Genomic DNA, 20,694 nt, shown 5'->3' with positions numbered 1-20,694 from the left:
AATTTCGGTGATGACGCGTCCGTGGCGGCGGACGCGACGAATCTACCGACGTCGGGAGACGCGCGCGGCTAGGCCGATCGCAACGCCGTCTTGCGCGTGACCCGCGTGCCGGATTCCGCGCTCTGGGCGAGATGGAATCCGCATTGCGGACAGACCGGCTCCGCGGTGGGCAACCCCTCCACCGGTTCCATCGCGCTCGCCTCGGCCGTCTCGCCGTCCTCCGCGGCGGCCGCCTTGCGTCGCTCGGCCCGCAATTCCTCGCGCAGGCCGCGCACCGACAACTTGGACTCCTCGGCGTGCAGCAGCCACTGGTCCTGCGCGTGCGGCTCGAGCGCCGCGACTTCGGCGTGGTGACTCCACGAGAGCCGTTCGCGGCGACGCTCGATCGAGAAACGAGACGCCACATAGGCCATATTCATCAGGCTCTGCACATCGTAGCCCGTGATTCGCGCGGCCCGAGAATACTTCTCGCCGAATTTGATGTTGCCGTAGTTGACCCAGTCACCGATCCACCAGGCCGCTGCCCGGCCGATCGTGCCGAGGCGTCCGCCGTGGCGCAGCCATTCTTCGCATTCGATCGCGGCGACCGGCTCCCAGGCCACCGCGCTCACCGATATCCGGGTGTTGTTGTTCGTGGCGATAGCTCCGTGCAATGCCTGTCGTGCTGGATTGTTCACTGTCGGGCTCCCTCGGGATCTCCGGAGACACGCCGATCCGACGGCACGGTCCATCGCTGGTCGTACACCGTGAATACGCGCGAGAGCCACGGGGAACATGCGGGATTCGGCCGGCTACCGATTCCCGGACCATCGAACAACGCTGTGCAGGGACCATGCCGACGTGGAATCGCGGCCCGCCACGATGCGGACTGATTCGAGTCGGGTCGGATCGGCGGATACTTCCACGGCACCGCGACTTCGGGTCGCTCCGGTGCCTCAACCCACGCTACTGGACGGCGAACGCGGCGACGACCCTGTCGACGAGGATGGCAGGGTCCGGCCAACCGGGTTGCGCTCGAGCGGATTCCACCAGTTCCACCGACCCATGAGCTGCATCGCCGCGGGCACCACGACCACGCGCACCACCGTCGCGTCGATGGCGACGGCCACCGCGAGACCGATGCCCAGGTGCTGGATCGGCATCAGCCCGGAGAAGCCGAACGCGCCGAACACGACGATCATCAACACCGCCGCGCCCGTGATCATCGGCGCGGTGCGCGCCATGCCGCGCGCCACCGCCGCGCGGTTGTCCCCCGAGGCCAGATACTCCTCGCGGACCCGGCTGAGCAGGAAGACCTCGTAGTCGGTGCTGAGGCCGACGATCAGCGCCAACACGATCAGCGGGTCGATGAAGAACAGTCCGCCCGCCGACCCCAGCCCCAGCCAGTCGGGGGCCCAACCGAATTGGAAGATCATCACCATCACGCCGAAGGTGGCGCCGACGGTCAGCACATTGGTCGCGATCGCCTTGAGCGGCAGGAACACCGAGCGGAAGGTGCCCAACAGCACCAGGTACACGGCCACCAGCATCAGGATCAGCACCAGCGGCAGCGCCCGCGCGATCTCGGCGTTCGAATCGTCACCGCGCGCGGTCTCACCACCGACGACGGCTGTCAGCACGCGCGATTCGGCGGCACGCGCGCGCACGTCGTCGAGCAGTCGCCGCGACACGTCCTCGGAACTGCGGCCGGTGGCGACCACCTCCACCACGAACTTCTCGCCGTCGCCCGCGACGAAGTGACGCACGCCCGCGGCGAGATCCGCCGGAACGCGCGCCAGCACGGCCGGATCGAGCGCGGCGCGCGGATCGGCGGGCGAGAGGCCCTGCAGGAAGGGCAGCGCCGAGTTGACGGCGGCGACGTCAGGTAGCGCCTTCACCTCCCCGACGAAGCGCGTCAGTTCGGCCAGCGCGGCGGCGTCGAACGGCCCGTCGTCCTTCGGCTCGAGCACCACCACGATCGGGCTCGCCGCGCCGGGACCGAACTGTTCGGCGACGATCTGCGCGCCCGCGCCGACCGCCGATTCCTCGGACAGACTGCGCGCGTCGGGCGTGTACAGCTTCATGCCGAACACCGGGACGGCCAGCAGCGCGAGCGCGGTGACCACGGTGACCAGGCACAGCACCGGCCGGTTCATCACCCACAGGGTCACCTTGTACCAGCGGGTCGACTCCGGATCGGATTCGTCGCGGCGCAGTGCGGCGGGCACCCAGACCCGACCCGCGTTGATCCGGTGCCCGAGCACGTGCAGCAGCGCGGGCAGCAGCAGCACCGCGACCAGCATCGCCATCGCCACCACCAGCGCCGCGCCGATCGCGAGGGAGATCACGGCGTTCATCGGCGTCACGAACAAGGCCGCGACCGCGACGATGATCGTCAACGCCGAGGCGATCACGGTATGGCCCGCCGTGGCGACGGTGCGCGCGACCGCGGCGTGCGTCGTCGCCCCTTCGGCCAGTTCCTGTTTGAAGCGTTTGAGCATGACCAGCGCGTAGTCCACGCCTACGCCCAGCCCCAGCATCACGACGATGTTCTGGGCGAAGACGTTGAGCAGGACGTGTTGCGCGATCACGTCCAGGATGCCCAGGGTGAACGCGATCCCGGTGAGAGTGGTGGCCAGCGCGACCACCGTGGCGGTGACGCTGCGGAACAGCAGCAGCAACACGACGACGATCAGCGGCAGCGCCAGGATCTCGGCGCGGGCCAGCGATTCGGCGCTCTCCTCGATCAGCTCACCCTGGAACGCCTGGATGTTGACCAGCGCCACCCGCAGCCCCTCGGGCCCGTACCGGTCGTCGAATTCCCGCTGCATCGACGGCAGCGCCGTGGTCGCCGCGGTGTCGTCGAGACCGAGACCGACGGAGACTAGCGCGGTGCGGTCGTCCGCGCCGACGAAAGCGTCGCGCCGTTCGGGGGCCGCGGTGTTCCAGCCGTAGGCGCTGGTCCCGCCCAGGCGCGGGTCGGCGAGCACCTCGTCCACGACCCCGCGCACGCGCGCGTCGAAAGCCGCGCTCTCGGCGGTGTTGCGCTCGTCGCGCACCACCAGCGCCATCGTGGTCTCGCTGCGGCCCTGGAATCCGTCCGCCAGCAAGGCGTCCACCCGTACGCTGTCCGCGCTCGACGGCGGACCCGAACCGTTGCTCAGCCGCTCGGCCAGCGATCCCGCGCCGAGCCCACCGAGCACCAGCAGCGCCAGCCAGAGGACCAGCACCCCCCACTTGGCCCGCGCGGTCGCTCCGGCGACGGCCTCGGCCCACGGCCTGGAACCGCCGGTCGGCAGCTCTGTCCCTGACCTCGAAGACACTGTGCACTCCCCTCGGGTGAACGGTCGAGCATGGGTCCGGGCCTGCCCCGTTGCGTGGCCGGACGGATCGTGCCGCGTTCGCAACCTGGACTGTATCAACGGTTTTTGCGAAACCACGGAGGTTCGAACCCGACCTGTCAGGTGCCGGCCGGCGGGGCGCGAGGCCCGCAAACGGACGGCGGCGGCGCGGGTCCGCGGCGGCCGGAGTAACTGTTCGGGGCGTCGACCGACCGCGTCGTGGCCGGGCCCGCCGACCGCCGCATTTTCCGCAGTCGACCGCCGCGGTCGTCCGGTTGCTCCGGGGCACGGGGCCGACCACCGCCGATTCCACGGCCCCCGACAAGGGCGGCCGAGATGTCGGCCGGCTCGATGTGCGCCGCCCGTCGCGCGGATCGGTGGCCTACCGGCGGGTTGCCCGAGACGGGAATGCGCGCCCACCCCGGTCCAGTAGAGTTCGCTGAAAAGTAGCCGGCGCGCCGGATGCGGCGCGGGCCGCCGGTCCGACCGACAGAGGAGGCTCGTCCGTGTTGCACACCGATATCCCGACCCACCGCGAGATCCAGGCCCTGGCCGCCGTGACCGACGACTGGTGCGTCACGATCTACACCCCCACCGAATCGGATACCGCCGACCCGGATCGCAACCGGATCGCTTTCGCCGACCAGGTCCGGCGGGCGCTCGAGAACGTCACCGACGCCGGCGCGCGCGAGGCGATGCAGGAGGAGTTCGACACCTACGTCGACGACGCGGACTTCTGGCGGTATCAGGCCCGGACCCTGGTCACCCTCGCCACCCCCGCGCGCATCCGCACCTTCCGGGTGCCCAACCAGTTGCGCGCCTCGGAGACCGTCGGCGACCGCTTCGACCTGACCCGCCTGCTGCGGACGGTGACCTTCCCGCAGTCGGCGTTCGTGCTCGCGCTGGCCGAGGGCAGTGTGCGCGTGGTCGAGGTCAGCGCGGACCAACCCGCCGAGACGCTGCGGGTGCCGGGACTGCCGACCAGCGCCTCCGATCACGCGGGCAAGGCCAGCCTGGGCGATCGCGCGCCGAAGGGGCGGGTGCAGGGCCACGAAGGCCGCAAGATGCGGGTACGGCAGTACGCCCGCGCGGTCGACTCGGAACTGCGCGATGTGCTCGCGGGCCGCCACGTCCCGCTGATCCTGGCCGCCGCCGAACCCACCGACGCGCTGTTCCGCTCGGTCAACAGCTACGACAACCTGTTGCCCGAGAGCATCCCCGGCAACCCGGAGAAGACCTCCGACCAGGAACTGGCCGACCGGTCCCGCGAAATCCTCGACCGGCACTACGCCGAGGAACTCGCCGATCTGGTCGATCTGCTGGGACAGCGCGGCAGCGAAGGACGCGCCGCCACCGACCTGTCGGATCTGGCCCGGGCCGCCTCGGCGGGCGCGGTGGACACGCTGCTGGTCGACATGGACGCCTCGGTCCCCGGTTCGATATCGCCGGACGGCGCGGTCGATTTCGGCGGCGCGGCCAACGGCGGCGCGCCCGGCGTGCTGGACGAGGTCAGCCGCCGGGTCCTGCTCACCGGCGGTCGGGTGCTGGCCGTGCGCGCCGAGGACCTTCCCGACGGCGTCCAGGCCGCGGGCATCCTGCGCTACGCCCCGCAACCCTGACCGTGGGTCAGCCGGCCTCGCGGTCGGCGGTCGGGGACGGCCCGAGACGCAGATCGGCGACCGCGGCGACCAGTTCGGTCACCAATCGCTCGGTTCGCGCGCGGTTCTCCCGCCAGGCGGCGACGGTGCTGATCCGCGCGCGCATGCCCTCGATGGGCAGGATGCGCACCGGTTCGCCGTGGAAGAGACGGTTGACCATCCCGTTGCCGAGTCCGACGAGGGTGAACGCCTGACCGGTGGCGACCAGGTGCACCAAGCCGGCGAAATTGTCCCCGCCGAGGGTGACGCGCTCACGGATGCCGTGCCGGTCGAGCAGGCGGTCCAGGTCGCGGTAGATCTCCGGTGCGGCCGAGTGGTTGATCGAGGCGAAGGCGATGCCGGTCAACTCGGCCAGGCGGACCGAGGTGCGGTCGGCGGCCACCGCGCCGACGCCGACCGCGACGCCGACCGGTTGCCGTTCGATCAGCGAGGTGCCGATATCGGTTCCGCCGACCGGGCCGTGTACCAGGGCGAGGTCGACCTTGCCCGCGCGCAGATCCCGCAGCAGGGGTTCGGTGCTGGCCGGGACCAGGCGCGGCGCGATGTCCGGGTGCCGGTGCGCCAGTTCGGCCAGGAACGTGTCGCGGACCTGCGCCGAGACCTCCGGCGCAATCCCGACGACCGCGGTGCGCACGGTGTCCGCGCGCACTTCGCGCACGAGTGCGGGCAGTGCGTCGGCGCGCGCCAGGACGTCGATCGCGCGCGGCAGCAGCGCCGCGCCCGCCTCGGTGAGATCGATGCGGTGGTGGGCGCGCACGAACAGGGCCACGCCGAATTCGCGCTCCAATTCCTTGACGCGCTGACTCAGCGGTGAGGCCGCCATGTGCAAGCGGACCGCCGCGCGCGTGAAACTCCGTTCCTCGGCCACCGCGACGAAGTAGCGCAGGTGCAGTAGGTCCACAGCCGCTACCTTATCCGCGGCCCCCGCGCCAGGACCGATCCGGTCATCTCCACCTTCGCGAAACGATGCTGGTGACCGGCCGCGGCCGCGCCCTAGCCTGAGCGGACATCCCGACCACGAGGAGGTGGCCGATGGCCAGGCAGCCCGTCCGCGTAGCGAATTTCTCCGGCTACTACGGTGACCGCTTCAGCGCGTTCGACGAGGCGATGGGCGGCGACCCGTTCGACGTGCTGGTCGGCGACTACCTGGCCGAGATCACCCTCGCCTCGCTCTCGGCCGCCCACCATCGCGATCCGAGTCGCGGGTACGTGGAGTATTTCGTCGACCAACTGCGCCCGCACCTCGGGGCGATCGCGGAGCGCGGGATCAAGGTCGTCACCAACGCGGGCGGCTTCCGGCCCGCGATACTGGCCGAGGTGCTGCGCGCCGAGATCGCGGCGGCGGGCGTGGCACTGCGGGTTGCCCACATCGAAGGCGACAACATCCTGGCCGACCTGGCGAGCCTACGGGCGGCGGGTCATCGTTTCGACCACCTCGACACCGGCGCGGCGCTCGCCGACTGGGCCGCCACGCCCTTCGCGGCCAACGCCTACCTCGGCGGCTGGGGCATCGCCGCCGCCCTGCGCGCCGGCGCGGACATCGTGGTCTGCGGGCGCGTCACCGACGCGTCGCTGACCGTCGGGCCCGCCGCCTGGTGGCACGACTGGTCGCCCGAGGACTGGGACGCACTGGCGGGGGCCGTCGTCGCCGGACACATCATCGAATGCGGTCCGCACGCCGTCGGCGGCAACTTCTCGGGCTTCCTCGACATCCCCGATCGCGTCGTCCCCGGATTCCCGCTCGCGGAGATCGCCGCCGACGGCAATTGCGTCGTCACCAAACACGCGCGCGACGGCGGCACGGTCACCCCGGACACCGTCACCGCGCAGGTGGTCTACGAGATCCAAGGGCCGCTGTATCTGAACCCGGACGTCAGTGTGCGCCTGGACGATGTGCGGGTCACCGCGGCCGGACCGGACCGGGTTTTGGTGAGCGGCGCGCGCGGCGGTCCCCCGCCACCCACCACCAAAGTCGCGCTGTTCGCCCCCGTCGGATACACGATCGTGAACACGGTCTACGTGACCGCGCCGCACGTGGCGGAGAAGGTCGACCTGCTGCGGGCCCAACTCGAACACGATCTGCCCGAGGACGTCACGGTGCACCTGACGACCATCGGCGCACCCGACCCCGACCCGGCCTCGCAGTGGGCGGCGACGGTGGCGGTGCGCGTCATGCTGACCGCGCCCACCGCCGGAGCGCTGGACCGCGCCGATCTCGCGCGCCGACTCGGCGGCCTGTACCTCCAGAGCATTCCGGGCTATTTCCACGATGTCGCGGCCGGGCTGAACACCACCCCGCGACCGCGCGTCGAGTTCTGGCCGGGCCTGCTCCCCCAAGCCGCGCTCGCGCACCGCGTCCGACTCGACGACGGCAGCGAACTCACCGTCGACCCGCCGGCGCGGACCGAGACCGCGCGTCAACCCGAGCATCCGGAACCCGATCCCGCCCCGGCCGCCGAGCGGGTGCGCGAAGTCCCCCTCGGGACGGTCGCGCACGCGCGCAGCGGCGACAAGGGCGGCAACAGCAATCTCGGGATCTGGACCGCCGACGCGCGGGTGTGGCCGTGGCTGCGCGCCTACCTGAGCACCGACCGGATCAGGACGCTGATCCCCGAGGCCGCCGACCTCGACATCGTCCGGCACGAATTCCCCGACCTGCGCGCGGTGCATTTCGTGCTGCGCGGACTGCTCGGCGCGGGCGGCTCCGCCAACACCCGAATCGACCAGGTGGGCAAGGCGATCGGCGAATACGTGCGCGCGCGCCGCGTGCCCGTCCCCGAAGACCTGCTCACCGCGACGACCCAGGAGTCGACCCGTTGACCTCGCTGACCGAACGGCTCACCGCCGCCGTCGCCCACCCGGCCACCGACGACGCCTTCGACCCGCACCGGGAACTGGAGCAGGTGCTGGCGGGCATCGGACAGACCGCCGACGACGCGGGCGGCCGGATCACCTTCCTGGGCGCGGACCCGGTGGTCCCCAGCACCTTGCGACTCGGCGGCGCGTCCGCGCTGGCGCTGGCGGCCAAATCGGTGGCCGTCGCGAAACTCTGGCGACTGCGCGGCGGCGACGGGCAGGACATCACCGCGGACCTGCGCAGCGCGCCGCATCGCCTGTGCCCCTTCTACGATCGCCGCTGGGAGTTGGTCAACGGCTATCCCGCGGGCACACCCGCCAACCCGTCCAACGCGCTCGGCTTCCGCTTCTACCCGACCGCCGACGATCGCTGGGTCATGCCGCTCAACCCGTACCCGAAGATCAAGGTGCGCGCGCAGCGACTGCTCGGCGTGCCCGACGAGGACGCCGCGGTCGCCAAGGCCGTCGCGAGGTGGAACAGCGCCGACCTCGAGGCGGCGGGCGTGGACGCCGGGGTGGTGTTGCCCGTCCTGCGCGATGTCACCGAGATCCTGGCCGAACCGCACTACCGCGAGGTGCTGGCCGACCTGCCGCTCGTCGAGATCACCAGGATCGGTGACAGCGATCCGATCCCGCTGCCCGCCGGGGGCGACCAGCCGCTCTCGGGAGTGCGCGCCCTCGGGATGGGCCACGTGATCGCGGGCGCGGGCGTCGGCCGCGCGCTGGCCCTGCACGGCGCGGACGCGCTGAACCTGTGGCGTCCCACCGAATTCGAGCACGACGCCACCTACGTCAGCGCCAACGTCGGCGTGCGCTCGGCGACCGTCAGCCCCTACACCGAGGACGGCGCGCGGCGCATCCGCGCACTGCTCGCCGAGGCGGACGTCTTCTACGCCAACCGGCGACCCGGCTACCTCGACTCGCTCGGACTGTCCGCCGACCAGGTCGCCCACGAACGTCCGGGCATCATCCACGCCACCGCCTCGCTCAACGGCGAATCCGGTCCGTGGGCGGGCCGGGTCGGCTTCGACCAGACCGCGGGCAGTCTGACCGGGATGATGCTGCTCGAAGGCGAAGACGGCGTCCCCGCCCTGCCGCCGATCCTGGTGGTCAACGACTACATCGTCTCGTGGCTGCTCACCGCGGGCATCGTCGAAGCGCTTGCGCGGCGCGCCCGCGACGGCGGCAGCTACCGCGTGCACGTCTCGCTGACCCGCGCCGCGCTGTGGATTCTCGGCATGGGCGTATTCGACAGGCAGTACGCGCACGAGATCGCCGACAGCGACGAGCGCCACCGCTACCTCGCCCCCGAGACCTTCACCGCCGACACGCCGTTGGGCCGGTACCAGGGCGTCACCGAACAGATCCGGATGAGCGGCACGCCCGGTCGCTACCGCACCGTCCTGGTGCCGCGCGGGTCGTCGCGAGCCGAATGGCTCGACGCCTGATCCGACACCGCGCGGCCTATCCCCGTGCGGTTCAGTCGATCAGCGGGTCGCGCGGGAGACCGAGGATGCGCTCCGCGATCTGATTGCGGGTCACCTCGGACGTGCCGCCCGCGATGGCCATCCCGCGCGCGCCCAGCGCCATGAGACCCGCGGTCGCGGCCGGTCCGTCGACCAAGGCCAGATCGGGGCCGGTCAGTTCGGCCAGGATCGCGGCCCGCTCCACGACATGTTCGGCGACCATCAATTTGGTGATGTTGCCCTCCGGACCCGGTCCCGCGCCCGTCACGCTGCGCGCCGCCCGCCGCAGATTCAGCAGGCGCAACGCGTGATCGGTGGCGACGAACTTCCCGACCCGCACGACGCTGTCGGCGAGCGGGGCGGGATGGTGGGTGACGGCGTCCACCAACAGTCGCGCCGGGAACGCCGCCGCCCCGGACCCACCGCCGATACTGACCCGCTCGTTGCCCAACGTCGCTCGCGCCACGGTCCACCCACTGCCCGGCGCGCCCACCACGTCCTCGTCCGGCACGAATACGTCGGTGAAGAACACTTCGTTGAACTCCGAGCCGCCGACCAGCATCCGCAACGGCCGGACCTGCACGCCCGGCGCCTGCATATCGATGATGACCGTGGTGATGCCCGCGTGCTTGGACGCCGCGAAATCGGTGCGCACCGTGGCCAATCCGCGCTGGGCGTAGTGCGCGCCACTGGTCCACACCTTCTGGCCGTCGATCTTCCAGCCGCCCGGCACCCGGGTCGCACGGGTCTTCACCGCCGCCGCGTCCGACCCGGCGTCCGGTTCGGAGAACAGCTGGCACCACACTTCGTCCTGGCGCAGAGCCTTCTCCACGAACCGCTCGATCTGGTCGGGAGTGCCGTGCTGGATCAACGTCAGCACGACCCACCCGGTGATCGAATAGTCCGGCGAGCGGACACCCGCGCGCGCGAACTCCTCCTCGATCAACAACTGTTCGACGGCGTCGGCGGCGCGACCCCACGGCTCCGGCCAGTGCGGCATGAGATAGCCGGTGGCGATCAACTCGTCGCGGCGCGCGTCGCCCTCGAGGGCCGCGAAGCGCTCCGCCTCGGCTCGGATCGCGGCACGCCGGTCCTCGCTGTCCGGCGGGAGGTCCAAGGCGTCGTCGCGGCGCACACCGTCCGCGGTGCGCGCGAACACGTCACATGACGGGCCGTCGCCGCCCAGCAGCGCCCGCGCGGTCAAGGCGCGCCGCAGGTGCAGGTGCGCGTCGTGCTCCCAGGTGAACCCGATACCGCCGTGCACCTGGATCTCGAGTCCGGCGTTGTGCACGTAGGCGGGCAGCGCCAAGGTCGCCGCCGCGGCCGCCATCAACTCGAACTGTTGCTCGTCGTCGGCGGCGGCGCGCGCGGCATCCCAGACGGTCGCCAACGCCGCCTCGGCGGCCACCAGCATGTTCGCGCAATGATGTTTGACGGCTTGGAACGTGCCGATGACGCGCCCGAACTGCTTGCGCACCTTGGCGTAGTCGACCGCCACCTCCACGCAGTCCGACGCGCCGCCGACCGCCTCGGCCGCCACCAGCGTGCGGGCCCGCGCCAGCGCCGCGGCACGCGCGCCGGGCAGCACCTGCACCGCGCCGAGGTCCACCCCGGCGAAATCGACCCGCCCCGACCGCCGCGTCGGATCGAGGTTCGCGGGCGTCTCGACCGAGACACCGTCCGCGTCGCGCGGCACGATCAGGACGTCGTCACCGGCGGTCACCAGCAGCAGATCCGCGCTGCCCGCCCCGAGCACGATGCCCGCCGAGCCCTCGACCCGACCGTCGGCCACCCGCACATCACCCCCGAAACCGACTGCCCCCGTGACGCTTCCGTCCACCAGACCGGGCAGCAGCCGCGCCTTCTGCTCGGCGCTCCCGCGCGCCGAGACCACCGCCGACACGATCACCGTGGGCACGAACGGACCGGGCGCCACCGCCCGCCCGAACTCCTCCACCACCACGACCAGTTCCGGCAGCCCGTACCCGGACCCGCCGTACTCCGCGTCGACGTGCAGCCCCAACCACCCCACCGACCCCAGCTCCGACCAGAACCCCGGCGGCGACTCCTCCGCCGCGTCCAGCGTCTCCCGGGCCGCCGCCCGCGCCTTGTGCCCGACCAGGAACGCGCGCACCACCGCGCCCAGTTCCCGATGCTCATCGGTCAGTGCAATCCCCATCGTTCCTCCTCGAACGCGCCGAACGAGCGGACCAGGGACACCCGCACCGTCCACCCCAGTATCGACGACCACTGTCCCGGACGGACCCGTATTCACGACCCGGACATCCGCTCGGCCGAGTTGGACCGTTCGCGATCCGGACTCTCGTGGTCAGGCCAGAGGTTTGCCCGTGGCCATTGGGCGGAGGTCGGCTGCCGGGGCGTGCGGAGCCAGGAGGTGGCCCCGTCACTACCGGCGTTGGGCGGGCGCGTAAGGCGGTGTCGATGCCTCGGCCCCAGGTGGTTCCGGCCAGGACGAGGGCCGCGCCCAGGAGACCGGTCGGGGTCAGCGCCTCCCCGACGAGGAGAAGGCCGCAGGTGAGCGCCCATACGGGTTCGGTACCCAGGAGGAGTCCGACGCGGGAGGGCGAGGTGTGGCGGACGGCCCACATCTGCGCGTAGAAGGCGAAGATCGTGCAGGCCAGGGCGAGATAGGCGGTGCGGAGCCAGTCGGGCGCGGTCATCGACGCGAGCGTGGGAGCGAGACCGGCGCCGTGGATCTCGGCGAGCGGAGCGGCGACCGCCAAGACCGTGGCGAGCTGGATCAGGGTCATCCGGGAGGTGTCGTGTTCGCGCCCCGCCGTGAGTCTCGCGATGGCGGTGACGTGCAGTGCGCGCGTGCAGGCGGCCAGCAGCACGAGCAGGTCACCGAGGCCGGGAAGGGCGAAACCCGAACCCTGCGTGAGCAGTACGACGCCCAGGACGGCCGCGCCGGTGGCGGCGTGGAAGGCGCGCGGCAACTCGCGGGGGCGGTCGAGCAACGGCGTGATGACCATGGTGAGCGAGATGATCAGGCCCGCGTTGGCGGCGGAGGTCCGGGTGACGCCGGAGGTCTCCAGGACCAGGATCGCGGCGAGGATCGCGCCGAACACGACGCCGAGTCCGCATTCGGCGCGGGTGGTGCGGCGCAGGCTCGGGATCAGCGGGATCGACAGCGCCGCGACGGCGATGCCGAACCGGGCGACCAGGAAGCCGAAGACGGTGTCCGGCGTGACGACGTCCTTGGCGACCGCGTAGCTCGACCCCCACGTCACCGCCACGGCGAGCAAGGCGATGTCGACGCGGGCGGCGGTGGGCAGGGTTGTCGTTTCGGGCACGCCGTCGAGCCTGGCAGCGCGATCAGAGTAGCACAATCGAAGGGTTCCGCACATCTGTGTAGGGTTCCTTCATGAATCTGGAACGCCTGCGCATCCTGCGCGAACTGGCCGAACGCGGCACCGTCACGGCGGTGGCCGAGGCGCTGGCCATGACGCCGTCGGCGGTCTCCCAGCAATTGCGGACCTTGCGCGGCGAGGCGGGCGTGGCACTGCTGGAACCCGACGGACGACGAGTCCGCCTGACCGAGGCGGGCCGGGCGCTGGCCGGGCACGCCGATCGTGTCCTCGGCGATCTGGACCGCGCCCGTGCCGAGATGGACAGCTACCGCGCCGCACCCCGTGGCGCGGTGCGGATCTCGCTGTTCCCGTCGGGGGCCGCGATGCTGCTCCCCGGTCTGCTGTCGGCCGCGCGGGCGCTCGGCGTCGAGATCGTCGGCCGCGATATCGACGTTCCCGCCGCGCACGCCCCGCGCCAACTCGCCGACTTCGACATCGTGGTCGTGCACCGCGACGACCGCGACGTGACGCCGTGGAGCCACCGCCTCGACACCGCGGTCCTGCTGCGCGAACCGCTGGACATCCTGCTCGCGCCCGACCACCGCCTCGCCGCCCGCGCGAGCGTCGAACTCGCGGAACTGTCGGCGGAGGACTGGATCGGCGTCGAGGGCGGCCTGATGGCCGACGACGTCCTGCGGTCGCTGTCCGCGATCACCGGGACTCCCCCGCGCATCGTGCAGCGGCTCAACGACTTCCGTGTGGTGGAGGAACTCGTCCACGCGGGCGTCGGCATCGCGCTGCTGCCCCGCTACGTCGGCCTGGTCCGCGATCTGGTTCGGATTCCGGTCAGCGACATCCGCGTCGCGCGCCGGATCGAGGCCGTCACCCGCGCGGGCGCGGCGGCGCAGCCTTCGGTCGCCGCGTGTCTGGACATCCTGCGGACCTTGGGCCGCGACATCGCCCGCTGACGGTCAGCGCGCGAGAGTCAACAGGAAGTAGGCGTAGTTCTTGTCGAGGTCGGTGTCCGGGACGAGGGTCATCGCCTCGGGGGCGAGGCCGCGCTCGCGGGCGAGTTGCCAGAAGGCGTCGATCGGGAAGATCGTCTGGGAGGCCAGGTTTCGTCCGTAGTTGCGGCGGTGCGGTGAACGATTCTCGCTGTCGCGGTACTTGATCTGGACGAACACCACCCCCGTGGGCGCGAGCAACCGCGCGGCGATGTCCAGGATGCGCGCGGCGTAGTCGCGGGACGGCACGAGTTCGATCACGTACAGGCACAGGAAGATATCGCAACTGCCGGGGCCGATGGTCGCGACGGCGGACTCCGGGTCGGCCACGTCGATCAACACGGGCCGGACCGGGGTGTCGCAGACCGAGCCGACGGTGCGGGCGCATTCGTCGAGGCTGCCCCGCGCGACGTCGACGGCGACGAATTCCGCGGCGCGCGGGGCGAAGGCGACCGCGTTGGCTCCGCCGCCGGAACCCCATTCCACGATTCGCGCCGAGGCGGGCGGGGCGTCCAGGACTCGGGCGAGCTTGTCGAACAACGCCAGATGTTCGCGGCCGACCCGGTCGAAATGATCCGGAATGCCTTCTCGCCAATGCGAATTGCCCGCCCAGGCCCGCGCGGTGGGGCTGGTCCAGTAGTCGGCGGCTTCGGCGATGACGCGCTGTTCGTCGGCGCGCGGGCCGACCCGGTCCGCGACGTGGCGGGCCCGGGCGCGCAGACTCCGGGCCGCGCGGGTGGCGAGCGCTTTCACTGAACCCTCCGGGAAACGGCACTGGTCGAGGGTCCCCGCCCCCGCACCGCTACCGTACGCGCATCCCGGCGCGGGGCGCGCGGTCAGCTCTGTTTGAGCGTGCCCACACTCAGCGAACCGGCCGCGGTGGTGCGCAGTTTGCGCTCCTCGGCGCGGACGTAGTCGACGGGGTCCTTGTCGACGGCGCGGACGCCCGCGTAGTTGCGCGCCTCGTAGGCGGCGAAGGCGACGGCGAGGCGATGGCGGCGCGCGAGGTCGGCCAGGCGGCGGAAGTCGGTGAGACCTTCGCGTTCCTCCTCGGCCATGTGATCGCTGTTGGCTTCGTTCGCCGCGGTGACCGCCGCGAACCACTCGTCGGTGCCGACCTGGTGACGCGCCACTTCGGCGACCGCGTCCCTGATCTCGTTGTGATCGCCGATGGCGTCGATGGTTTCGTCCTCGACGCCGGCCGCCCGGTGGGCCGCGACGCCCACGCGCAGCAGTTCGGGATAGAAGATCTCCTCCTCGGCCTGCGCGTGCAGTTCGAGGAAGGCCGCGAGCCTGTCCCAGATCGCGGCGAGCACGCCGGTGTCGCCGCGGTCGATCTGTTCCAGGATCGCGAACAGTCGCCGCTGTTCGTGGTGGTCGTCGAGGATGAGCTGGGTGATGTCCACGATTCCTCCCTGATACGCGCGTCAGGCGAGCGCCGGACAGTCGGCGTCACTCGGCTCCCGACGATAACGCACGCGAGGGTCCCGCAGGCTCAGCCGCGATGTGTAGGTTCGCGGGCCTGGACACCTTCGGCTACCGCGGCCGGCGGACGGATCTGCGCGTCTTCGAGGTCGACCACCCCGCGACCCAGGCGTGGAAGCGCGAACGCCTCGCCGACGCCGGAATCGAGGTCCCCGCCACGCTGACCTTCGCCCCCGTCGATTTCGAAACCGACACCTTGGCTGCGGGACTCGCGGCCGCGGGGTTCGATCGCACGGCGCCGGCGGTCTTCGTGTGGCTCGGCGTCGTCTTCTATCTCACGCCGGAAGCCGTCGACGCCACCCTCGACTACATCGCGACCCAGGCCGCGCCCACCGAGGTGATCTTCGACTACCTGCGACCGCCGGACACCGACGAGGACCGCGACTACGCGCGCGCCCGCGCCGAACGTCTGGCCGCCGAAGGCGAACCGGTGCTGAGCACCACCACACCCGCCGACCTCGCCGCGCGTCTGCGCACCTTCGGCTTCACCGACCTCGAAGACCACGCCGCCCCCGACCTCCTGGCCGCCTACGACACCCCCGAATTCCGCGACGCGCCACCTCAGGGTCTGCGCGCCGTCCGTATCGCCCGCGCACGGCGGTCCGACACCTGATCGCGAATGCGCCCTATTTGTCCGAATTATCGGTCACCAGGAGTGACAACCGTCCCAGGGGGTGAATTCCGGCGCTGAGCGGGTACCAGATGATGCGGTGACGCCGGACGCGGCGGCGCGGCCACGATGGGAAACGGGGCGCGTCGGCGAGTCCACCGGGTCACTGGATATCTACCGGCCGCGAGAACCGGACATGCCGGGTCCGGAACGGCGGCCGCCCGTGGAGGAGTTTGTCGTGACCAGTACCCAGGATCGGTCCCTCGCTGACGCGCCCACCGTCGGCGCACCCGACGAGCGCGTCGCACGGATGCGCAGGCGATTGGAGCGGTTGATCGGGATCACCGTCACCGAAGGCAACGCCCTGACGGTGTTGCGCAACGGCGACGAGATCTTCCCGGCGATGCTCGAGGCCATCCGCACCGCCGAGCACACGATCGACATGATGACCTTCGTGTACTGGCGCGGCGACATCGCCCGCGAATTCGCCGCCGCGCTGGCCGAACGGGCGCGCGCGGGCCTGCGGGTGCGATTGCTCCTCGACGGGTTCGGCAGCCGATCCATCGAGAAGGATCTGCTGTCCGACATGGAGGACGCGGGCGTCCAGATCGCGTGGTTCCGCAAACCGCTGTACCTGTCGCCGCTCAAGCAGAATCATCGGTGCCACCGCAAGGTGCTGGTCACCGACGAGACGGCGGCGTTCACCGGCGGCGTCGGGATCGCCGAGGAGTGGTGCGGTGACGCTCGCGACGAGAACGAGTGGCGCGACACCCACGTGCGGGTCCAAGGCCCGGCGGTGGACGGCATCGCCGCCGCGTTCGCGCAGAACTGGGCCGAATGCCACGACGAACTCTACGACCAGCGCGACCGGTTCACCGCGCACGAACAGCACGGTGACGCCCTGATCCAAGTGGTGCGCGGATCGGCGAGTTTCGGCTGGCAGGACATGCAGACCCTGCTGCGCGTGGTGATCGAATCCGCCGAGTCGCGCCTGCGCCTGGCGACCGCCTACTTCTCCCCCGACAGCTATTTCATCGAATTGCTCTGCGCCGCCGCCCGTCGCGGCGTGCAGGTGGAGATCCTGCTGCCGGGACCGCACACCGACAAGCGGGTCTGCCAGTTGGCCGGACAGCACTACTACGAGGACTTGCTGGCCTGCGGCGTGCGGATCATGCAGTACCAGCCCACGATGATGCACGCCAAGATCATCACCGTCGACGGCATCGCGTCCCTGGTCGGCTCCACCAACTTCAACCGCCGCTCCCTCGACCACGACGAGGAGATCATGCTCGCGGTCCTCGACGAGCAATTCACGGCCACCCTGGACGCCCACTTCGATGACGACGCCGAGGTCAGCGTCCGGATCGAACGCTCCCGCTGGAAGCGCCGCTCCCCCCTGCAACGCCTGCGCGAAGCCGCCGTCCGCCCCATCCGCCGCTATCTCTGAACCGGCGGTAGGGGTTTGGGCGGCGGCGGACCGGAAAACCGCGTGGCATGACGGTTACGACTGAGCGGCCCGCCGAGACCTTCGCGAAGGCCGCGCTGCCGGATTGCGCGGTCTTCGTGGGCGGGCGGGCGTTACCGGACCGGTTCACGCCCGCCGACGCGCTCGCGGAGGTGCGCCGACGGGGCGAGGGGTTCGTGTGGGTGTGGTTGCACGATCCGGACGCCGAGGACATGGCCGAACTGGCGACGGCGTTCGGTCTGCACCCGCTCGCGGTGGAGGACGTCGTCGAGGCCGGTCAGCGGCCGAAGCTGGAACGCTACGACGACACCTTGTTCCTGGTGCTGCGCACCGTCGCCTACCGGGCGGAGGCCGCGCACGAGTCCGGGGCGATCGCGCAGACGGGCGAACTCCTGGTCTTCACCGCGCCGGAATTCGTCGTCGCCGTGGGGCGGGGCGACCAGTCGGGCCTGCGGCGCGCGCCGGCCGCCGACGCCGACAGGCTCCGACTGGGGCCGGGCGCGGCCCTGCACGCGATCGCCGACCGCGTGGTCGACACCTACCTCGAGGTCACCGCCGCGGTGGAACGCGATGTGGACGCGATGGAGGAGGACGTGTTCACGCCCGGCTGCGACGTCCCGATCACTTGCCTGTACCAGCTCAAACGCGATGTGGTGGAGTTGCGGCGCACGGTGGGTCCGCTCGCGCCCGCGCTGATCGCCCTCGGCAAACCGGAGACACCGTTCCCCAAGGAGGTCCGGCGCTATCTGCGCGACGTCGCCGATCACCACGTGCAGGCCGCCGACCGCATCCACGACGCGGGCGAATCGCTCAACTCGCTGATCAACGCCGCGCTGGCGCAGATCGGCGTGCAGCAGAACACCGATATGCGCAAGATCTCCTCGCTGGCGGCCGTCGCCGCGGTTCCGACGGTCTTCGCCGGCATCTACGGCATGAATTTCGAGCACATGCCCGAATTGGACCAGCCGTGGGGTTACCCGCTGGTGCTGGGCCTGATCGCCGTGCTGTGCACGTCCCTGGTCGTCGTCTTCCGCCGCAACCACTGGCTGTGATCCGCGCGGCTCGCTAGCGTACCAGAATCACTGGTACGCAGAGCATTTCGTCGTCACATCGCCCGACATCGAAATCGCTGCCGGTAGAACTGCCGTCTCGGCAGGCGCCGTGGGGATGCCGCAGGATGTCGAGTCGGTGCGCGCGAAGTCGCACCCGCTCACCAGGTCACCTCCGTGACCGACCGGATCGGGGTTCCATGCCATCGTCGCCGCGTGCGCGGCGTTGCGGTCTTCGGTCGAAACGACAGAACAGCGCCGACCTCACCGGGACGACGAATCCGGTTCAGTGCGCGGCGGTGAGCTGATCGAACCACTCCAGGGTCAGGGCCAGTCCCACCCGCGCGGTGGCCCCGTGGTCGATGGGGCCGAGATCGACGCGTTCGACCCGGTCGCCGCGCAGCGTGCGCAGGCAGTGGTCGGCGTTCTCCGGCGGCACGCTGCGGTCGGCGCTCGACACCGACAGTCGCACGGGAACATCGGCGGTCCAGTCGCAGACGCCCTCGCTCGCGTCGAGGGCGCGCAGCGCCGCACCGGTCGGGTCGTCGGCCCAGGCCCGGAATTCGGGGGTGAGCAGATCCGCCGGGGCGGCAGGCAGCGAGCCGCTGATCGACAGCAGGTCGTGGTCGCCGTCGAACAGGTCGCCGACGCGGGCGGCGTATGGTTCGCGGAACGCCTCGGCCGGATCGTCGTAGAGGTGGAAGATCGTGTTCATCGCGGTGATCCAGTAGGTCAGGAAGACCACCGCGTTGCGCGGGGTGACCCGGCCGTCGAACGACGCGGGATTCTGCACTGCGCGCGGCGCGTACGGCCCGCTGATCGCCGACAACGCGCCGAGGGTGAAATCGCCGGGGCGATCGTGCAGTGCCCGGGCCAGCGCGGCGGCGGCGTGACCGCCCTGGGAGTACCCGGTGACCAATACCTCGGGGGCGAGTTCGCGGCCCTTGTCCGCGGCGACGGCGCGTGCCGCGCGCAGCAGATCCAGCGACGCGCTCGCCTCGGCGCCCGCGTGCAGGTACGGGTGGCGGCCCGGGCCCGAGCCGAGGCCGAGGTAGTCGGGGGCGACCGCGGCGTGACCTGCCGCGGCGAACATGAGGGTGCGGACGCGGTCGGTCTCGCTGTCGGCGGACGGGGCTTCGTCGCGACGCACGATGGTGCCGTGCGCGTAGCTGACCACGCGCAACCGGTGCTGCTCGGTCGTGGGCAGCGCCACCAGTCCGCTGGCGGTGATCGGGTCACCGTGCGGGTCCACGGTCCGGTAGACGACCCGGTACGCCTCGACACCGTTGCGCACCGGCGTCTCGATCGACCACCGGCCCAGGTAGGCCGCGGTCTCGGGTTGCGACAGCGACTTCAGCGGCTCCACCGAGACGACTTCGCCGCGCGGGACGGCGGACTCCCGCCCGGACTCCGCACACCCCGTCGCCACGAGCAGGGCGAGCACCGCGGCGACGGCCGCGAGCACGCGCGGACACCGGACCGCTCCGCCGAACCGTCGCACCGCCGACCGCATGCCGCCTCCTAGCCGACCCCCCTGCCAACCCTATCCGCCGCCGCTCAGCACGCGAGCGTCGTCGGCCCCACTTCGTGGGTGCGCAGCGTGACCAGCGAATCGGCGGGCGCCTGCTGACCGCCGTCGGGGATCTGCTCGCCGACGACGCACTGCCCGCCGCCGGGACCGCGCCCCGTGCCGCCGATGACATCCACCCGGAAGCCCGCGGCCTCGACGCGTTCGCGGGCGACGGCGGGGCGGTCGCCGAGGACGTCGGGAATCACATGGGAGGCGTTGTCGGACTTGCTGGTCGAGACCTCCGAGGCCGCCGCGGGATGGGAAGCCGAACCGGAGGCGCATCCGGACAGCAATCCCAGCGAGGACACCGCGATGATGGCGAAAGCGCTGGTGCGCATGTTATCTCCTCTCGTCACACGCCCGGTGTTCCCGTTCGGGCGGGACCGACACAGGTCGATCCGAGCGGATCGCGAGCGGGTCGCCGGCTCAGGCGGGTTTCGACACTCACGCCGGCACGGCGGGATCGATGAACGCCGGATCGCGCGGGACGTCGGTCTCGAACCGCTCGTCCTCGGCGTCCTCTTCGACCTCCGCGAGCCGTTCCACCAACTCGAAGAACCGACTCTCGACCGGACGCAGAGCGCTGATCGTGGCCGCCAGGTCGGTGGGGCCGACGAAGCGGGCCCCGCCGGACCGCGCGACCTGTGGTTTCATCCGCGTCCAGGGGGAATGCTCACCCCATGAACCGACCCAGCGAATCCCCCGACGACCCGACCATTGACCGCACGGAGACCGTCGACACCGACAAGGACGTCGAGCGTCTCCCGGACTCGGAGACGCCCACCGGTCCCACCACCGAAGACCAGGCAGCGGAGATGGACTACGAGGGCGACACCCCGAACTGAGTCGGAACGGCCGTCGGTTTCCCGCGCGATGCCTGCGGGAAACCGACGGCCGTTC

Annotated in this window: 18 protein-coding genes; 8 read left to right on the top strand and 10 right to left on the bottom strand. The window is 71.1% G+C overall.

The genetic code is table 11. The features are described from left to right. Positions 1-68: 68 nt before the first annotated feature. Both ON30_RS35670 and ON30_RS35665 read right to left on the bottom strand, forming a co-directional pair. On the bottom strand, positions 69-677 hold the full coding sequence (locus ON30_RS35670) for an LmbU family transcriptional regulator (protein WP_157184088.1): 609 nt from the start codon (positions 675-677) through the stop codon (positions 69-71). 258 nt (positions 678-935) lie between these two features. Next, positions 936-3,302 carry an MMPL family transporter gene (locus tag ON30_RS35665; RefSeq protein WP_169334984.1) on the bottom strand — a complete coding sequence of 789 codons (2,367 nt, stop codon included), beginning with the start codon at positions 3,300-3,302 and terminating at the stop codon, positions 936-938. 524 nt (positions 3,303-3,826) lie between these two features. Here ON30_RS35665 and ON30_RS35660 point away from each other — a divergent pair. After that, positions 3,827-4,939 carry a baeRF11 domain-containing protein gene (locus ON30_RS35660; protein WP_040714902.1) on the top strand — a complete coding sequence of 371 codons (1,113 nt, stop codon included), beginning with the start codon at positions 3,827-3,829 and terminating at the stop codon, positions 4,937-4,939. A 7-nt stretch (positions 4,940-4,946) separates the two neighbouring features. Here ON30_RS35660 and ON30_RS35655 read toward each other — a convergent pair whose 3' ends face one another. Further along, positions 4,947-5,879, bottom strand: a complete 933-nt coding sequence (locus ON30_RS35655) for a LysR family transcriptional regulator (protein ID WP_169334983.1) — start codon at positions 5,877-5,879, stop codon at positions 4,947-4,949. Between the two features lie 131 nt (positions 5,880-6,010). On the opposite strand from ON30_RS35655, the gene ON30_RS35650 reads away from it, so the two are divergent. Continuing rightward, positions 6,011-7,798 carry an acyclic terpene utilization AtuA family protein gene (locus ON30_RS35650; protein ID WP_040714900.1) on the top strand — a complete coding sequence of 596 codons (1,788 nt, stop codon included), beginning with the start codon at positions 6,011-6,013 and terminating at the stop codon, positions 7,796-7,798. Further along, positions 7,795-9,282: a CoA transferase gene (locus ON30_RS35645; protein ID WP_040714898.1), complete on the top strand. Its 1,488-nt coding sequence runs from the start codon at positions 7,795-7,797 to the stop codon at positions 9,280-9,282. Before ON30_RS35650 ends, ON30_RS35645 begins: the two co-directional genes overlap by 4 nt. Positions 9,283-9,313: 31 nt before the next feature. Here the strand turns inward: ON30_RS35645 and ON30_RS35640 are convergent, their stop codons facing one another. Continuing rightward, a complete protein-coding gene (locus ON30_RS35640; protein ID WP_040714896.1) occupies positions 9,314-11,479 on the bottom strand; it encodes an acyl-CoA dehydrogenase family protein in 2,166 nt (721 codons plus the stop codon). Further along, positions 11,457-12,614, bottom strand: a complete 1,158-nt coding sequence (locus tag ON30_RS35635) for a DMT family transporter (protein ID WP_063720017.1) — start codon at positions 12,612-12,614, stop codon at positions 11,457-11,459. Before ON30_RS35635 ends, ON30_RS35640 begins: the two co-directional genes overlap by 23 nt. Positions 12,615-12,685: 71 nt before the next feature. Between ON30_RS35635 and ON30_RS35630 the strand changes: the two genes are divergently transcribed. Next, positions 12,686-13,579: a LysR family transcriptional regulator gene (locus ON30_RS35630; RefSeq protein WP_040714894.1), complete on the top strand. Its 894-nt coding sequence runs from the start codon at positions 12,686-12,688 to the stop codon at positions 13,577-13,579. A 3-nt stretch (positions 13,580-13,582) separates the two neighbouring features. Here ON30_RS35630 and ON30_RS35625 read toward each other — a convergent pair whose 3' ends face one another. Further along, the gene (locus ON30_RS35625) at positions 13,583-14,368 is read right to left on the bottom strand and encodes a class I SAM-dependent methyltransferase (RefSeq protein ID WP_051030467.1); all 786 of its coding nucleotides are present in this window, start codon (positions 14,366-14,368) and stop codon (positions 13,583-13,585) included. 83 nt (positions 14,369-14,451) lie between these two features. After that, the gene (locus ON30_RS35620) at positions 14,452-15,021 is read right to left on the bottom strand and encodes a hemerythrin domain-containing protein (RefSeq protein WP_040714892.1); all 570 of its coding nucleotides are present in this window, start codon (positions 15,019-15,021) and stop codon (positions 14,452-14,454) included. Between the two features lie 98 nt (positions 15,022-15,119). Here ON30_RS35620 and ON30_RS35615 point away from each other — a divergent pair, with 98 nt between their 5' ends. The 3 genes from ON30_RS35615 to ON30_RS35605 all read left to right on the top strand — a co-directional run bounded on the left by ON30_RS35615 (position 15,120) and on the right by ON30_RS35605 (position 18,227). Further along, positions 15,120-15,713 (top strand): class I SAM-dependent methyltransferase, encoded by a 594-nt coding sequence (locus ON30_RS35615; protein WP_051030466.1) that lies wholly within the window; start codon positions 15,120-15,122, stop codon positions 15,711-15,713. Between the two features lie 235 nt (positions 15,714-15,948). Beyond that, positions 15,949-17,157: a phospholipase D-like domain-containing protein gene (locus tag ON30_RS35610; protein ID WP_040714974.1), complete on the top strand. Its 1,209-nt coding sequence runs from the start codon at positions 15,949-15,951 to the stop codon at positions 17,155-17,157. A 47-nt stretch (positions 17,158-17,204) separates the two neighbouring features. Next, positions 17,205-18,227 (top strand): magnesium and cobalt transport protein CorA, encoded by a 1,023-nt coding sequence (locus tag ON30_RS35605; RefSeq protein WP_083911924.1) that lies wholly within the window; start codon positions 17,205-17,207, stop codon positions 18,225-18,227. Between the two features lie 283 nt (positions 18,228-18,510). On the opposite strand, the gene ON30_RS35600 is transcribed toward ON30_RS35605, so the two are convergent. From ON30_RS35600 to ON30_RS35590, 3 genes are all read right to left on the bottom strand, one after another. Further along, positions 18,511-19,737, bottom strand: a complete 1,227-nt coding sequence (locus tag ON30_RS35600) for a lipase family protein (RefSeq protein ID WP_051030465.1) — start codon at positions 19,735-19,737, stop codon at positions 18,511-18,513. A 44-nt stretch (positions 19,738-19,781) separates the two neighbouring features. Then, positions 19,782-20,132, bottom strand: a complete 351-nt coding sequence (locus ON30_RS35595; RefSeq protein ID WP_040714891.1) for a PASTA domain-containing protein — start codon at positions 20,130-20,132, stop codon at positions 19,782-19,784. A gap of 106 nt (positions 20,133-20,238) precedes the next feature. Continuing rightward, the gene (locus tag ON30_RS35590) at positions 20,239-20,448 is read right to left on the bottom strand and encodes a hypothetical protein (RefSeq protein WP_040714889.1); all 210 of its coding nucleotides are present in this window, start codon (positions 20,446-20,448) and stop codon (positions 20,239-20,241) included. Positions 20,449-20,474: 26 nt separating this feature from the next. Here ON30_RS35590 and ON30_RS39975 point away from each other — a divergent pair, with 26 nt between their 5' ends. Continuing rightward, positions 20,475-20,639: a hypothetical protein gene (locus ON30_RS39975; RefSeq protein WP_157184087.1), complete on the top strand. Its 165-nt coding sequence runs from the start codon at positions 20,475-20,477 to the stop codon at positions 20,637-20,639. Positions 20,640-20,694: the final 55 nt, after the last annotated feature.

The organism is Nocardia takedensis NBRC 100417, assembly GCF_000308695.1.
GTDB classification, from domain to species: domain Bacteria; phylum Actinomycetota; class Actinomycetes; order Mycobacteriales; family Mycobacteriaceae; genus Nocardia; species Nocardia takedensis.
Note: the sequence above shows the minus strand (reverse complement) of the source record. Positions and strands in the feature narration are given on the sequence as shown.

What these genes read in the sequence shown, in the direction of transcription:
- ON30_RS35630 (WP_040714894.1), top strand. Translation starts at nt 12,686, where the DNA reads ATGAATCTGGAACGCCTGCGCATCCTGCGCGAACTGGCCGAACGCGGC.
- ON30_RS35650 (WP_040714900.1), top strand. Translation starts at nt 6,011, where the DNA reads ATGGCCAGGCAGCCCGTCCGCGTAGCGAATTTCTCCGGCTACTACGGT.
- ON30_RS35595 (WP_040714891.1), bottom strand. Translation starts at nt 20,132, where the DNA reads ATGCGCACCAGCGCTTTCGCCATCATCGCGGTGTCCTCGCTGGGATTG.
- ON30_RS35600 (WP_051030465.1), bottom strand. Translation starts at nt 19,737, where the DNA reads ATGCGGTCGGCGGTGCGACGGTTCGGCGGAGCGGTCCGGTGTCCGCGC.
- ON30_RS39975 (WP_157184087.1), top strand. Translation starts at nt 20,475, where the DNA reads ATGAACCGACCCAGCGAATCCCCCGACGACCCGACCATTGACCGCACG.
- ON30_RS35615 (WP_051030466.1), top strand. Translation starts at nt 15,120, where the DNA reads ATGTGTAGGTTCGCGGGCCTGGACACCTTCGGCTACCGCGGCCGGCGG.
- ON30_RS35640 (WP_040714896.1), bottom strand. Translation starts at nt 11,479, where the DNA reads ATGGGGATTGCACTGACCGATGAGCATCGGGAACTGGGCGCGGTGGTG.
- ON30_RS35605 (WP_083911924.1), top strand. Translation starts at nt 17,205, where the DNA reads ATGACGGTTACGACTGAGCGGCCCGCCGAGACCTTCGCGAAGGCCGCG.
- ON30_RS35590 (WP_040714889.1), bottom strand. Translation starts at nt 20,448, where the DNA reads ATGAAACCACAGGTCGCGCGGTCCGGCGGGGCCCGCTTCGTCGGCCCC.